14 protein-coding genes are annotated in these 14,738 nt (G+C 63.6%); 6 read left to right on the forward strand and 8 right to left on the reverse strand.

The features are described 5' to 3' along the window. The first annotated feature begins 2 nt into the window (after positions 1–2). The gene (locus JQ604_RS30005) at positions 3–1,871 is read left to right on the forward strand and encodes a HAMP domain-containing protein (RefSeq protein ID WP_212364301.1); all 1,869 of its coding nucleotides are present in this window, start codon (positions 3–5) and stop codon (positions 1,869–1,871) included. Here the strand turns inward: JQ604_RS30005 and JQ604_RS30010 are convergent. Together JQ604_RS30010 and JQ604_RS30015 are read right to left on the reverse strand one after the other, a co-directional pair. Further along, complete coding sequence (locus JQ604_RS30010; protein ID WP_212364302.1) at positions 1,860–2,075, reverse strand: hypothetical protein; 216 nt, start codon at positions 2,073–2,075, stop codon at positions 1,860–1,862. The genes JQ604_RS30005 and JQ604_RS30010 overlap by 12 nt on opposite strands. Then, the gene (locus JQ604_RS30015; RefSeq protein ID WP_212364303.1) at positions 2,068–5,418 is read right to left on the reverse strand and encodes a tetratricopeptide repeat protein; all 3,351 of its coding nucleotides are present in this window, start codon (positions 5,416–5,418) and stop codon (positions 2,068–2,070) included. Before JQ604_RS30015 ends, JQ604_RS30010 begins: the two co-directional genes overlap by 8 nt. 207 nt (positions 5,419–5,625) lie before the next feature. Here JQ604_RS30015 and JQ604_RS41695 point away from each other — a divergent pair, with 207 nt between their 5' ends. Beyond that, complete coding sequence (locus JQ604_RS41695; protein WP_283818038.1) at positions 5,626–6,156, forward strand: Hint domain-containing protein; 531 nt, start codon at positions 5,626–5,628, stop codon at positions 6,154–6,156. On the opposite strand, the gene JQ604_RS30025 is transcribed toward JQ604_RS41695, so the two are convergent. Beyond that, complete coding sequence (locus JQ604_RS30025) at positions 6,109–6,468, reverse strand: hypothetical protein (protein ID WP_212364304.1); 360 nt, start codon at positions 6,466–6,468, stop codon at positions 6,109–6,111. The genes JQ604_RS41695 and JQ604_RS30025 overlap by 48 nt on opposite strands. Between JQ604_RS30025 and JQ604_RS30030 the strand changes: the two genes are divergently transcribed. Further along, positions 6,443–6,679, forward strand: a complete 237-nt coding sequence (locus tag JQ604_RS30030) for a hypothetical protein (RefSeq protein ID WP_212364305.1) — start codon at positions 6,443–6,445, stop codon at positions 6,677–6,679. The genes JQ604_RS30025 and JQ604_RS30030 overlap by 26 nt on opposite strands. Before the next feature lie 114 nt (positions 6,680–6,793). Continuing rightward, positions 6,794–6,979: a hypothetical protein gene (locus tag JQ604_RS30035; RefSeq protein WP_249158854.1), complete on the forward strand. Its 186-nt coding sequence runs from the start codon at positions 6,794–6,796 to the stop codon at positions 6,977–6,979. Positions 6,980–7,053: 74 nt separating this feature from the next. On the opposite strand, the gene JQ604_RS30040 is transcribed toward JQ604_RS30035, so the two are convergent. The 3 genes from JQ604_RS30040 to JQ604_RS30050 form a co-directional block, all read right to left on the reverse strand. Then, entirely contained in the window at positions 7,054–7,890 is an 837-nt protein-coding gene (locus tag JQ604_RS30040; RefSeq protein WP_212364334.1) for a Crp/Fnr family transcriptional regulator, read from the reverse strand. A gap of 310 nt (positions 7,891–8,200) precedes the next feature. Next, positions 8,201–8,890: an RlmE family RNA methyltransferase gene (locus JQ604_RS30045; RefSeq protein ID WP_212364307.1), complete on the reverse strand. Its 690-nt coding sequence runs from the start codon at positions 8,888–8,890 to the stop codon at positions 8,201–8,203. Positions 8,891–8,927: 37 nt separating this feature from the next. Continuing rightward, positions 8,928–9,971 carry a Ppx/GppA phosphatase family protein gene (locus tag JQ604_RS30050; RefSeq protein ID WP_249158856.1) on the reverse strand — a complete coding sequence of 348 codons (1,044 nt, stop codon included), beginning with the start codon at positions 9,969–9,971 and terminating at the stop codon, positions 8,928–8,930. A 202-nt stretch (positions 9,972–10,173) separates the two neighbouring features. On the opposite strand from JQ604_RS30050, the gene JQ604_RS30055 reads away from it, so the two are divergent. Then, positions 10,174–12,543, forward strand: coding sequence for a xanthine dehydrogenase family protein molybdopterin-binding subunit (locus JQ604_RS30055; RefSeq protein WP_212364308.1), 2,370 nt, complete (start codon positions 10,174–10,176; stop codon positions 12,541–12,543). A 147-nt stretch (positions 12,544–12,690) separates the two neighbouring features. Here JQ604_RS30055 and JQ604_RS30060 read toward each other — a convergent pair whose 3' ends face one another. Then, entirely contained in the window at positions 12,691–13,299 is a 609-nt protein-coding gene (locus JQ604_RS30060; RefSeq protein ID WP_212364309.1) for a 2-hydroxychromene-2-carboxylate isomerase, read from the reverse strand. After that, positions 13,300–14,094 (reverse strand): hypothetical protein, encoded by a 795-nt coding sequence (locus tag JQ604_RS30065; protein WP_212364310.1) that lies wholly within the window; start codon positions 14,092–14,094, stop codon positions 13,300–13,302. It abuts the gene before it with no gap. Positions 14,095–14,227: 133 nt separating this feature from the next. Between JQ604_RS30065 and JQ604_RS30070 the strand changes: the two genes are divergently transcribed. Continuing rightward, on the forward strand, positions 14,228–14,737 hold the full coding sequence (locus JQ604_RS30070) for a YaiI/YqxD family protein (RefSeq protein ID WP_212364311.1): 510 nt from the start codon (positions 14,228–14,230) through the stop codon (positions 14,735–14,737). The last annotated feature ends 1 nt before the right edge of the window (position 14,738 follow it).

Raw genomic sequence — 14,738 nt, forward strand, 5'->3', positions numbered from 1 at the left:
CCATGTCGGTTGCCGGTGCGACGCCGCGCTTGCGAGGTTCCCTCGTCGTGACCCGTGCGCGCCGCCCGCTCTTCGTCAAATACTTCGTGACGATGTTTGCCGCGGTCGCCGTTCCCCTCATGCTCGGCGCCATGAGCGAAGCGTGGTTCGCGTACCGCGATCAATGGCGCTATCTCAACGAGGTTCTCCAGGTCGAAGCCCGCTCGACCGCCAGCCGGATGCAGACGTTCATCGACGGCATCAGCGACCAGCTCGGCTGGGTCGTGCAGTCGCCATGGACAGCGAACGAGGACGACCGGCGCCGGATCGATGCACTGCGGTTGCTGCAGCAGGTCCCCGCGGTCGTTTCGGTCAACCTGATCGATCAGGCCGGGATCGAGCGCGTGTTCGTGTCGCGCATGCGACTGAACCGCATCGGCCGGGGCATCGACATGTCGGAGGACCCCGCCGTGATCGGCGCGCGCGCCGGCGGCGTCTGGTACGGCCCCGTTCAGTACCGGCACGATTCGGAACCCTACATGCGGATCGCCGTGGCCGGAAAGCGCCCTGTGGCCGGGATCGTGATTGCCGACATCAATTTGAAACTGATCCGCGACGTGATTGCCGCCATCAGGATCGGCGACACCGGCCACGCCTTCATCATCGACGATTCCGGCCGCCTGATCGCTCATCCTGACATCAGCCTGGTTCTGCGCGGCAACGCCGCATCCGGCGATTTCGAGGGGCTCAAGGCCGCGGTCAGCGCCGCCAACGGTTCGGCCGTGGTGACGACCGGCGACGACGGCAAACCCGTCGTCGCGCTCGCGGTGCGTGCCAGCAATGTCGGCTGGACCGTGATCGCCCAGCAGCCGATCTTCGAGGCATTCGAATCGATCCGCTGGGCACTCTGGCGCTCGCTGGCGCTGATCGCCATCGGCGCCGTGGTCGCGTGCACCCTCGCCTATTGGCTCGCACACCGCATGTCCGGGCCGATCAAACACCTCGAGACCGGCGTCGAACGCATCGGCATGGGCCATTTCGACCACCGCATCGCCATCCACAGCGGCGACGAGCTGGAGCAATTGGCCGCTCGCTTCAACGAGATGGCGGAGGAACTTGGCATCTCACAGCAAAAATCCGAGCGCATCACCCGGTTGAAGCAGTTCCTGGCGCCCCAGGTGGCCGAATTGATCGAAACCTCCAATCAGCGCCTTCTGGACGAACAGCGCGATGTCGTGGCGATCTTCGGCGACTTGCGCGGCTTCACCGCCTGCTCGGTGCGTGCCGCCCCCGACTCGATCATGGCGCTGCTGCGGGAATATTACGAGGCTGTCGGCGCTGTGACGACACGCCATCGCGCCACCCTGATCCGCTTCGCGGGAGACGGCGTCATGGTGCTCGTCAATGCGCCCGTGGCTTGCGAGAATCCGGCGCAGCTCGGCGTCCGATTGGCGATCGACATGCAGGCGGCGGTCCAGGCGCTGGTCGCGAACTGGCGCGCCAGGGGTTACGCGATCGGCTTCGGGATTGGCGCCGCGATCGGGCCGGCCACCGTCGGAACAGTCGGTTATGAGGGCCGGCTCGACTACACCGCCATCGGAAATGTCGTCAACCTGGCGTCACGGCTCTGCGATGCGGCGGACGACGCTCAGATCCTGCTCGATCCCGTCATGGCCAGGCAGGTCAACGACGACTTTGCACTGACGCGGCTCGCAAAGCGGGCATTCAAGGGCTTTGACGATGCGATGGATATCTTCGCTGTGGCACACAGCCCGGTGGCGATGCGAGATGTCGCGGCGCCGCTGCAGCCTGCGACGACAAAGTGCCGGCGCGTCGCGGGCCCCGGCGCAATCGCGCAGCGGATCCCTTGCCTCGAACAATCAGGCGCGTGACGACGCCTGCCGGTGCTGCGGCACATAGGTATCCCACGCCGCCCAGTTGACCCGCGCCAGGCTGCGCAGGTCTGTCGCGAGCGGACGCTTGGTGCGCCGCTCATAATCGGCGATCAGGCGCTCGGACTCGGCAATCTTGCGCTTGATGCCGGCCGCAGCCCTGTCCTGCGCCTGACGAGCGGCTTCGATAGAGACCTTAAACACGTCGCTTTGCTCGGCCAAATGCTTTCCGGCTCCAGTGACGGTCCGTCGATTTATACTGTACCGGACAGTGGATGCCGATCCGTCGCTGCAATTCTCCGAGGTCAAGCACCTGCGTCCTACGCAGCAACTGGCCGTCGCTTTGCTTCGCCCATTGCAGTGCAAACGCCCGTGTGAGCAGCCCCGGTCCGGTCGCGAGCCAAACCAAATCTGTATCCCCCCGCACCATGGCCGCCGCGGCAAGCTCCAGCGCGCGCACAACTACCGGATGCTCCGGCACCGCCGCAATGAAATTGTTGCCGATGGAACCATAGTTCTCCTGATGCACGATCAACGTCGCCCGAGGATCGAAATAACTGTCGAATCCAACCAGGCAACGGTCGTCCGCATCCGCATAAATCCCGCCTCGCGCCGCCAGATATGCGAGACGGAACAAATCCGCTTTCTGCGCCGGCAACTGCGTGCGCGTATAGGCCCGCAGAATATCGCCGCCAAATTCGGAGCGAAGGAAGTCGGCTGCCGTTGAATCCTCAAATCCAGTCCAGCGATAGCCTGAATTGAGTCGCCGCCACGTCGCCATCAGTTCACGCACGTCGTCCGGCGGATCGCGGTCCCAGAATTGCAACACATGCCGCGGGATCGGACTTTGCGGCTCATCAGCGGCTGGTTTCTCCGGTGCAAACGCCCCTTCCTGCCTTAAGACGATGCAGACTGCGATCGCCGCCGGGGTATAGTCCGGATAGTCGCGCAGCATCGCGCGCAACCCTTTGAACCGATCTTCTCGCGGCTGCCCCCAGATTCGCTTCAGCTCGGCCAGAGCCTCTCCGTCCAGAACGAATTCGTCAAGCAACTGGCCGACATGGTTTTGTGACGGGCTTAGCGACTGCCCCTTGAGCAGCAGAGAGGAGCGGCTTATCCGGATGAAGTGGCCCAGCGCGGTTCGCGACGTCTCTAGGTCGAGGTTCATCAGGGCGGCCCGCGCAAGCTCGAAATGAGCCCACGCGTCACTGGGATTGCCGGCGATCGATTCCCGATAGGCTGAGATTGCGTCGTCGTATCGGAACTGCGCTTCAGCCAACTGGCCGCGGAGCAATGCGACGCGGGCGTGGTCCACGACGCTTGAGGCCGGCGACTTGTCCAGTGCTTCCGCCGCCCGGTCGTAGTCTGCTGTCATGGTCGCAATCTGGACGCGATGCGACCATAGCCAGAAGTTCTGCCGTGGCGTCCGGGCAAACTCTTCGTCCAGAATCGACATGGCGCGACTCCAGTCGCGCTGGTGGCGCAGCAGTTCGATCTCGGTGCCCGTGATCTCCGGATGCGCGCCGAGTTTGTCGCGCGCCTCTGCGATCATTCGGAACGCCTCGTCGCGCTCGCCCAATTCGAAAGCGGCGCGGGCCCCACCCATCCAGGTCCAGACGTGGGTTGGATGTGCTGCCGCAGCGCGCCGATAGAAGTCCAGAGCACCGGCAGCGTCGTCGCTCTGCATAGCAATTTCGGCCAGCGCCATCAGCGCACCGATTTGATCCGTTTCCGTTTCGAGTGCCCGCAACAGCAATTGCTTGGCCTCGACCGGACGTCCCAGAGCACGTTCTTCAGCCGCCGCTTCGACCATAGCTTGCGCGTGGCCGGGATGCGCCGATAAAAGTTGCTGAAACACAGCAAGAGCTTCTACTCTCTGGTCCTGGCGTCGCAACAATTGGCCGCGCTGGAGCAGCGCCCGTGCGTCCGTCGGATCGGCCTTGAGCACGTCATCAAGGATCAGCCTGCTTTCCTCAAACTGGCCCAGATCGCGGAGTTCGGTGGCAACATCGACCAAGCGTGCCTTATTGAGAGGGTCTGCGTCAGCAGCGCGCCGAAATGCTTCAAGGGCAGCCATACGATCACCGCGGCGGCGATGAATGTTGCCGAGTGCGGCGTGGCTATCGGCGTGATCGGGCTGACGGTCTATGACCGCCGAAAACAACTCAGCCGCTTCATCGAGCCTGTACAGAGCATCGAGCAGATGTCCGAGCGCCACGCGCGCACCACTGTTGTCCGGTTGTTTGGCCAGGACTTCGCGTAAAACGGTTTCGGCTTCGTCCAGCCGGCCCAAACGACGAACAGCATAGCTGAGCCCCACCAGCGCGGCCCCGTTACCAGGCGAGCGCTCCAGCGCCATGCGAAAACGCTGATCGGCCTCAAGTGGCCGACCGAATCGCAGCAACAGATGGCCGGCTTCGATGGACGCATTCGGGTGCTTCACATCGACGATCGCAGCTTTCTCGAACGCAGCGAGCGCCTCTTCGCTGCGACCGGCGCTGCGGAGCGCGTAGCCAAGACCGAGATGCGCGTCGCGCGAAGATGGCCATTTTGCGATAGCAGCTCCGTATTCGCCAATGGCATCGTCGAAGCGCTGAAGCTTCTGCAGGGTATTGCCGATTTCCAGACGAATATACAGTGCTTCCGGATCAGTTTGACGAGCCTGATTGAAATAATCGAGGGACGAGGCGTAGTGACCGAGTTCACGCTCGATCAATCCCAAAGCGTGAAGGGAACCGGCATTGCTGGGCTGTATTGCAACCGCTTTGCGGAACGCGTCGGAGGCGGCCTCGACGCGCTTGGCCTTACGATGCAGCCAACCCAATGCGACCCAAGCGGCTACATTGTCCGGGCTTTGGTGCAAGACGCCTTCAAGCAGCGTTTGGCCCTCATCGAGCGCATCGACGTCACGGAGCAAATGCCCGAGCTCGATCTTGTAGCCCGGATTGTCAGGGTCAATTGCAATCGTCGTGCGAAAGACGTCCGCCGCTTCATCTAATCGCCCAGCCTGCTTGAGCAGCCTGCCGAGTGCGACCAACTGCCCGACGTTTCCGGGTTCGCGATCGACGACCTCCCTCAGAAGTGTGATCGCCTCCTCGGCGCGCCCCAGGTCCCGCAGGAGATTTGCAGCTTCGATCTTGGCTCCGCTATTCGTCGGAGCCCCCTTGATGACGGTGCGAAAAGCATCGAGCGCCTCGTCCTTACGGCCGAGCGACCGTAATGTATAGCCGAGACCGGCGTTGGCGCCCCCGTGCTCCGGCTCAAGGGCAAGAACCTTTCGGAAATTTTGCTCTGCATCGCCGAGTTGCCCGAGATGGCGAAAAGTGTGACCCAAACCGATTAACGCCGCCTTGTTTTCCGGATCAGACGTGAGGCCACGTTCGAATGCAGTACGCGCTTCGGCAATCTGGACAAGATGCAAATGGTCATAGGCAGCTTCGACAATCGCAGTCGTGCTCGCCGGATCAGCAACGGCGGCTCTTTTAAAGGCATCAAGCGATCCAGATCGGTTTCCGGCGCTACGCAGTCGCCGGCCCTCCTCGATCAATCGATGAGCTTCATTAGAATTGGACGTGGTCATAAGAACTGAAAATCGACTTTGAGAAATGGGCGCAAGACAGACTCAAACGTACTACATCAACATAATCTATCCGGGAATTCGAACGCTGCCGCATCATTAACGCCAGCCACCCGGTGCCGAAGTACGATTATACCGGTTTACGGCTTGATATGCGATCCCATATGCCGGGATCTCTTGGTCTCTCCGGACCATGCTTTGCTGGTTGATAGCGCCTTGATCCAGGCCGGCGCCCTTGTCAATGGCACATCAATCGTACGCGAGTCGGCCGTCCCAACGACTTACACCTACTACCATGTTGAGCTGGACGATCACTCGCTGATCCTGGCCGATAACACTCCGGCTAAAACATTCGTCGATAATATCGATCGCTTGAATTTCGATAATTGGGCCGAGCATGAAGCGCTTTACCCAAATGGTAAGTCGATGAATGAACTGCCGTATTCCCGTGCCAAGTCGCACCGTCAGGTGCCGGTCGGCACACGCGTGATGCTTGCAGATCGGGCGCAGATGATCGGCTATGCCGGCGACGTGATTGCTGGTGCCCCAGCACCTGAACTGTCATTGCAAAGAGGGCAATGCTCCGGCATTGCTCTTTCTGCTGCAGATCGCTCCTGCGCATATGAGCAGACTGCGCGCTGGTCGATGCTGATCGACGAGCTACTGTATAGCATCCCTGACTGCCCGCAAGGCCTGTGGTCGGGCTAGCGTTGTGGTTCTCGAAACGGCCTGCCGATGCTGCGGCACATAAGTATCCCACGCCGCCCAGTTGACCCGCGCCAGGCTGCGCAGGTCGGTCGCGAGCGGGCGCTTGGTGCGGCGCTCGTAATCGGCGATGCAGCGCTCGGATTCGGCGATCTTGCGCTTGATGCCGGCCGCAGCCCTGTCCTGCGCCTGACCGGCTGCGCCGGAAAATGCGCCGACCTTGAAACGGGCGATCTCGAGATCTCGGAGGGCCTCGCGGTTCTTCTTCAATTGAACCCGGTGCCAGGCGATGCTGCTGTTGCTGTCGGCGATCATGGTGCAGGCCGCGATGTTGGAGACGCATCGAGGATGGGACGGCTTGGTTAACAGCTGGTTAACCGCAGTGCCACTCACCGCCCTCAAGCACGATTGGCGTGCCCACGAAACGTGGCGATGTTGGATTGTCGTGTTCCGCTTCAGCCTGCGGCTGCCTGACGCACCGGCGGCAAAATCTCGCCAAGAGTCAGGAAGCGAACTGAAGCCCTGATCTCGATCGCGCATAAGGTCGCCACATCAAACGCCTCCCACAAGAAGGCGCAGTTCGGCTGACGGCGCCCAGCCGACAATCACCGATACAAGGGAGATCGATGTGGGAGTTGTCATGATCAGGTGCCCGGAGACGGGCCGCGCGATTCCGACCGACATGAAGACCGACCGCGAGACATTCCGCTGCAGCGCGGTGTTCTTTGCGCGCACCTACTGCAAGATCTGCCGGATCAGTCACGAATGGTTCGCCAAGGAGGCCTGGGTCCATGAACCGACCGAAGAGCTGCGCAAGGCATCATGACCAAGGCTTCATGAACCAAGGCATGTCGTGACATCGGCGTCTGCGCCGCCACGCCGGTCCATCAGACGATACCTTCAATGGTCCCCTGACCGCTGGCCGCTCGCGGCTTGAAATCGTGCGTGCAGCGTGCCGGTCTCGGCCCACACCGAAGCGTGATGGCGCGGATGTCCATGCGCCGCCCGCCCATGGCCGTGCGGCTTCGCAGCTTCCGGCGACACAAGATGATCGACCCTGCCGCGCATGAGCTGATAACAGTCGCAGGCCGCCGCCTCGAGCCGTGGCCGGTCGATCTCGATCGAGCTCCGCCGGTTGGACCGGATCGCCTGCGTTTCACGGAGCTTGTGCACCGCATGGGTCACAGTCGTTCGGCGCACACCAAGCATCTCCGACAGCGTCTCCTGCGTCAGCGGCAGGACGTCATTGCCGACCTGATCGTGGACCTGCAGCAACCAGCGGGCCAGACGCGCCTCCACCGAATGCAGCGCGTTGCACGCCGCGATGTGCTGGAATTGGATCAAGAGCGTCCGCATGTGGACTTGCACCGCCTCGGCAAGCGCCCCACCCCGGGCAAGCGCCGTTTGAAGCCGTGCCGGGGATAGCTGCCACGCGGTACCGGCAACGCGAACGACCGCCGTTATCGGCGAGCTCACCGGCCGTAGCGCCGACAAGATACCGACCGCCCCCTCGTTGCCGACGATGTTTGTCGCGACCGTCTGCCCGTTCGGCATGTCCATGACGAACGCAACCACCGCACTGCAGGGGAAATAGGTGTGTTCGACCGCGTCGCCGGACCGGATCAGCACGAGATCGCGCTCCAGCGAGACTTTCCGCAGGTGAGGTACAAGCAAATCGAGATCGGCGGGCGGCAGCGCGGCCAAGAGGCGATTGCCAATGCTCATCTTGTGCTCCATCACGGGTAAGCTCCCAGACGGAGGTGCGGTTCGCTGCACAAATCAGCTGTGGCGCCACGCTGCATACGCAACAAACAGACCGCACCGAGACTTATTAAATACGCCGTTGCGGAGCAACGTTCCAATCAATTCACTGCGCGGCGAAACGGCGCGCTTCGCTCGAAAGGGCTACCTCCGAAATTCTGTGCACAAAGGGATTTCGAGCGCGGCGACGAAAGCTCTTTGTTCAAGCATGATCTCCGCGCAAACGCTTCGCGTTTGTCGCGAGGGAAAACCGCTTCACACTTTTCCGGATCATGCTCTATTGCGCTCAGGGGCGACCGGCCTGCCCGCGAAACCCGGTCGCCAGCACATAGCGCTCGGAGGAATCCTGTCGGCTCGCCGACGGCTTCACATGGCGGATCGTCGCGAAATCGCGCTTGAGCTGCGCCAGCAGCTCGGCGTCGGCGCCGCTCTGAAACACCTTCGCCAAGAACGCGCCGCCGGGATTGAGCACCTCGCATGCGAACTGCGCGGCGGTCTCGACCAGGCCGACGATGCGCAGCTGATCGGTCTTGCGATGCCCGGTCGTGTTGGCGGCCATGTCGGACATCACGATGTCGGCGCGGCCGCCCATCATCGCGATCAGTTTTTCGGGCGCGTCATTGTTGAGGAAGTCGAGCTGCGCGAAAGTGACGCCGGGTATCTCGCCCATCTCCAGCAGATCGATCGCGACCACCTTGCCCTTGCCGTCGACGGCGCCGGTGCGCTTGGCGGCGATCTGGCTCCAGCCGCCGGGCGCGGCGCCGAGATCGACCACCGTCATGCCCTGCTTCAGCAGCCGATATTTGTCGTCGATCTCCAGCAGCTTGAAGGCCGCGCGCGAGCGATAGCCGAGCGCTTTCGCCTTGGCCACATAGGGATCGTTGAGCTGGCGCTCCAGCCAGAGCTTTGACGACAGCTTGCGCTTGCCGGCACTCTTGACCTGGACGTGCATCCGCCCGGTGGTGTCTTTCGCCATGATGGTTCTTACGGGATTCGAAGGATTGAGCCGCGTTCTAGCACGCCCGCAGCGCGCCGTCCTCGCGCATCATCTCGACCAGCATGCCTTCGCGCAGGCCCCGGTCAGCCACCCGCAGCCGCGGCATCGGGAAGGCGTTGCGGATCGCGTCGAGAATGGCACAGCCGGCGAGCACCAGATCGGCGCGCTCGACACTGATGCAATTGTTGTTGGCGCGCTCGGCATAGCTCATGCCGAGCAGCTTCTGGATCACGAACGTCACATCCGCGTCGTTCATCCAGATGCCGTCGATGCGGCGGCGGTCGTAGCGCGGTAAATTCATGAACACACCGGCGAGCGTCGTCACCGTGCCTGAGGTGCCCAGCATGTGCATGTCGCGCAAATCCCGGCCGTGCTCGGCCGCGAACGGCGCGACATATTGCGCGACCTCGGCGATCATCCGCGCATACAACTCGTTGGTCACGTTCTTGCCGCCAAAGTGCTCGGCCAGCGTGACGACCCCGAGCGGGATCGACATCCACGCCTTGATCCGCGGCACAGCGTTCGGCTCGGCCGGATCGCGCTCGATCCGCACCAGCTCGGTCGAGCCGCCGCCGATATCGAACAGGATGGCGCCCCGCCCTTTTGCGTCGAGCAGCGGCGAGCAGCCGATGACGGCCAGCGTCGCCTCGGTCTCGCGATCGATCACCTCGAGCTTGATGCCGGTCTCGGCTGCAACGCGCGCGCGAAAATTCTCGGCGTTCGCAGCAGCGCGGCAGGCTTCGGTGGCGATGAGCCGGAGCCGGCGCGCCTTGCGGTAGCGGATCTTGTCGCTGCAGATGCTGAGGGCTGCGATCGCGCGCTCGATCGCGGCCTCGCTGATGGAACCGGTCGCCGCGATGCCCTCGCCGAGCCGGATGATGCGCGAGAACGAGTCGACCACGCGGAACCCGTCGCCTGATGGACAGGCGATCAGGAGCCGGCAGTTGTTGGTGCCAAGGTCGAGCGCGGCGTAGACGCCGCTCTCGGCGCCCGCCGCAACCATCCCTGACGGGGCTTCGGCGGCCACCGGGCCATCGCAAAGCCGCACATCGTCGTTCATCAAACCTGTCTTTCCGCAGACCCCGTTCAAGGCCCGCCGAAGAAATTACCGTTCACGGAAACTTTAGCAGCGCCAAAGCCCTACGCAACATCCGTTCACAATGGCTCCATGCCCAATCGGACGTTGTCGTTAAGGGGTGCGTGGGTTATCTCGTATCCAACCCCCAAACCACCGTAAATCCGGGCTTTTCAGGTCATTTCCGATGCAAGATCATACGTCCCCCGCCTCCTTGGAAAACGCTATTGCGCTGCAAAAATACGGTGTCGGCCAGCCTGTGCGCCGCAAGGAGGACGACACGCTGGTCCGCGGCAAGGGCAAATACACCGACGATTTCTCGCTGCCCGGGCAGGCCTATTGCTGGATGGTTCGCTCCTCCCATGCCCATGGGCTCATCAAGGGCATCGACACCACGGCCGCCAAGGCGATGCCGGGCGTGCTCGGGGTATGGACCGGCGCCGACCTGGAAGCGGCCGGCTACAACCCCTTCACCTGCGGGCTGCCGCTGAAGAACCGTGACGGCTCGCCGCTGCTGCAGACCAACCGCAAGGCGCTCGCGACCGACAAGGTCCGCTTCGTCGGCGACCCCATCGCCTTTGTCGTCGCCGAGACCGCGGCGCAGGCGCGCGATGCCGCCGAGGCCGTCGAGCTCGACATCGAGCCGCTGCCGGCGGTGACGGATGCCGCCGAGGCCGCAAAGCCCGGCGCGCCGCTTCTCTATGATCACATTCCGGGCAACGTTGCCCTCGACTACCACTATGGCGACACCGACAGGATCAACGCCGCATTCGCCAGCGCCGCGCATGTGACAAAACTCGACATCGTCAACACCCGCGTCGCCGTGGTCTCGATGGAGCCGCGCGTCGCGCTCGCCGCCTACGACAAGAAGACCGAGCGCATCACGCTGCAGGTCCCGACCCAGGGTGTCTCCGGCAACAAGGCGACCTTCGCAAAGATCCTCAACGTTCCCGCGGAGAAGGTCCGCATCCTCACCGCCAATGTCGGCGGCTCCTTCGGCATGAAGAACCTGAACTATCCCGAATACACCTGCATCGCCCATGCGGCGAAGGTGCTCGGCCGCCCGGTGAAATGGCTCGACGAGCGCTCGACCAGCTTCCTCTCCGACAGCCACGGCCGCGCGCAGACAATCCATGCCGAGCTCGCGCTCGATGCGGACGGCAAATTCCTCGCCGTGCGGCTCTCCGGCTACGGCAATCTCGGCGCCTACATCACCGGCGTCGCGCCCGGGCCGCTGTCGCTCAATACCGGCAAGAACCTCGCCAGTGTCTATCGCACGCCGCTGCTCGGGGTCGACATCAAGACCGTGCTGACCAACACCACGCTGATGGGCGCCTATCGCGGCGCCGGCCGGCCCGAGGCGAACTATTACATGGAGCGGCTGATCGACGCCGCCGCCGACGAGATGGGCATCAACCGCCTCACGTTACGCAAGCGCAACTTCATCAAGCCGCAGCAATTGCCCTTCCCGGCGGCATCCGGCGTCACCTATGACAGCGGCGATTTCGGCGGCGTGTTCCAGAAGGCGCTCGAGATCTCCGACTACGAGAACTTTGCCAGGCGCAAGAAGGAGAGCAAGAAGAGCGGCAAACTGCGCGGCATCGCCGTCGGCTCCTATCTCGAGGTCACCGCGCCGCCGAGCGGCGAGCTCGGCAAGATCTCCTTCGAGCCGGATGGCTCCGTGAAGCTCACCACCGGCACGCTCGATTACGGCCAGGGCCACGCCACGCCGTTCGCGCAGGTGCTGTCGGATCAGCTCGGCGTGCCCTTCGAGAAGATCACGCTCGAACAGGGCGACAGCGATCTCGTCCGCTTCGGCAACGGCACCGGCGGCTCGCGCTCGATCACTGCGACCGGTCAGGCAATCGTCGAAGCCTCCGCGCTGGTCGTCGAGAAGGGCAAGAAGGCCGCGGCTGCCGTGCTGGAAGCCTCCGAAGCCGACATCGAGTTCGGCCAGGGGCGCTTCACCATCGCCGGCACCGACCGCTCGATCGGCATCATGGAGCTGGCGCAGCGCATGCGCGACGGCAAGCTGCCGGACGGCGCGCCGGCTTCCCTCGACGTCGACCACGCCACCAAGGAAACGCCCTCGACCTTCCCGAACGGCTGTCATGTCGCCGAGGTGGAGATCGATCCCGAGACCGGCGTGACGCAGATCGTGCGCTACGCCGCAGTCAACGACTTCGGCACCGTGGTCAATCCGATGATCGTCGCCGGGCAATTGCACGGCGGCGTCGCCCAGGGCATTGGACAAGCGCTGATGGAGGAAGTGAACTACGACACGTCAGGCCAACCGATCACCGGCTCCTTCATGGACTACGCGCTGCCGCGCGCCGGGGACATCCCGTCGATGTCCGTCGGCGATCATCCCTCGCCGGCGAAATCCAATCCGCTGGGCACCAAGGGCTGCGGCGAAGCCGGCTGCGCCGGTAGCCTCGTCTGCATCGTCAACGCGGTGGTGGATGCGCTGTCGGAATACGGCATCAAGCACATCAACATGCCGCTGACGCCGGAGCGCGTGTGGCGTGCGATCCAGGACGCGAAGGCGGCGGCGTAAATCTCTTCCCCTCTCCCCGTTCTTACGGGGAGAGGGTTAGGGTGAGGGGCATCTCTCCGCGACTACAGTCTGTCGAGGGACCTGTACCCCCTCACCCGCCGCGCAAATGCGCGGCGACCTCTCCCCGCAAGCGGGGCGAGGTGAAGATCAAGCCAACTTCTTCAACGCGCGTTCCAGCAGCTCCAGCCGGTCCTGGCCCCAGAAAATCTCGCCCGACGGCAGCACGTAACTCGGCGCACCGAACACGCCGGCTTTCAGCGCTTCCTGCGTATACTGCTCATAGAGTTGATCGAGCTCGGCATCCGACGGTCCGCCGGCGCGCAATGCCGTTGCATCGAGGCCAGCGCGCTCCGCAGCGGCCGACATGACCGCGGCGTCGGCGAGCGACTCCTCGCGCTCCCAGATCGCGCGGCCGAACTCCAGCGACAGGCGGTGCGCGTCCTTGCCCTGCAGCCTGGCGGCAATGACGAGGCGCACCGCGGCGAGATCATCGCTCGGAAAATATTTCGGCTCGACATTGAGCGGAATGCCCCTCACCTCACGCCAGCGCCGGAGCTCCATCAGCCGGTAGGCCTGCCGCTGCGGCGAACGCTTCGGCAGCGGCAGGCCGCCGGTCTGCTCGAAGATCGGGCCGAACTTGCTCGGCTTGACGTTGACGGTCGCGCCATGGCGCCGCGCGATCTCGGCAAACGGCGCGCTGCCCATGTAGGTCCAGGGCGAGTTGAGCGACAGATAATAGTCGATGGTGATGGACATCTAGGCGGCCTCCTGCTCGCGCGGCTGAGTGATCGCGATGTGCCAGCAATGCGCCAGCGGCGTCGTACCGTTGGCGACGACAAGCGCATCGAGCTCGACGAAGCGATGGCCCTTCTTGTCGTAATTGCCGGTGACCTTCGCACGTGCCGTCAGTTCATCGCCGACCTTCGCCGCCGACAACAGCTGCATCCGGCTGCCGACGTGAATCCAGGGCCCGAGGATGGCGTTGTCGGTCAGCGCCCGGTTCATCATCCGCTGCAACAGGCCGGGATGGCCGAGACCGTCGCGGGCAAAGATCGGATCGGTCTCCCTGATGTCGGCGAGATATTCCTTCGCAGCTTCGCCCGACCAGTCGCGCGGGATGGTGCCGAGCCATTTGCCGACCTCGTAGGACGACGGGCTCACAGGCTTGCGCTCGGCGACCGCCGCGACCTGCTCGAACTCATCGATCGCGACCACCGGCCTTGATGCCGGCAGCGACGCAGCTCCGGTAGCGCAGAGCTCGCCGCGGCTGTGCACCTCGATTGCGAGCGCGCCACCGCTCTCCCTGGCCGTCAACTCGGCGGTCTCGCCGTCATAGACCGGCTTCATGAAGCGCGCCTCGATCAGACCACGTTCGAGGAAATCGCGGCCCCATGTCTCGACCGGCAGATGCATCATGTAGGCCATCACGTCGACGCCGGGCACCAGCCCGCCGGAAAAGCCAAACCGCCGCGCCACGGTGTCGTCGTGGATCTTGTTCTCGGACTGTTTTGAGGTGTTGTGCGCCGAGACGCGATACGTCAGTTGCCCCACGGGTTTCCCCTTATTTCGGTTGTTTTTCTGCGGATAATGGTAATCGAACCGGCATACGTGGCAAGCCTCTCGTTTTGCTCGCAATTTTCCGCACGATGGAGTACACGCGGCCATCCGCCGAACCCCTGAATCGATGACTGAACCCCCTAGCTCTCCCCGCATCTATGTCGATGCCGACGCCTGCCCGGTGAAAGACGAGATTTATCGCGTCGCGATCCGCCATGACCTGCCGGTCAGCGTGGTCGCGGGCAGCTTTATCCGCGTGCCGCAGGACCCGCTGATCGAGCGCATTGCCGCCGGTTCCGGCATGGACGCCGCCGACGACTGGATCGCCGAGCGCGCGCATGCCGGCGATATCGTCATCACCGCGGATATTCCGCTGGCGAGCCGCTGCGTCAAGGCCGGCGCCGAGGTGATCGCGCCGAACGGCAAGCCGTTCACGGAAGCCTCGATCGGCATGACGCTGGCGATGCGCAACCTGATGACCGACCTGCGCTCGTCAGGCGAAATCACCGGCGGGCCGAAATCCTATTCGCCGCGCGACCGCTCGACCTTCCTGTCGACGCTCGACCAGACCATCCGCCGCATTCAGCGCCGCCGCGCCGAGACGGCCGCTACGAGTCAAGGCTGGAGCGAGAGCTGAC

It is taken from the genome of Bradyrhizobium jicamae (assembly GCF_018130695.1).
Classification (GTDB): domain Bacteria; phylum Pseudomonadota; class Alphaproteobacteria; order Rhizobiales; family Xanthobacteraceae; genus Bradyrhizobium; species Bradyrhizobium jicamae_B.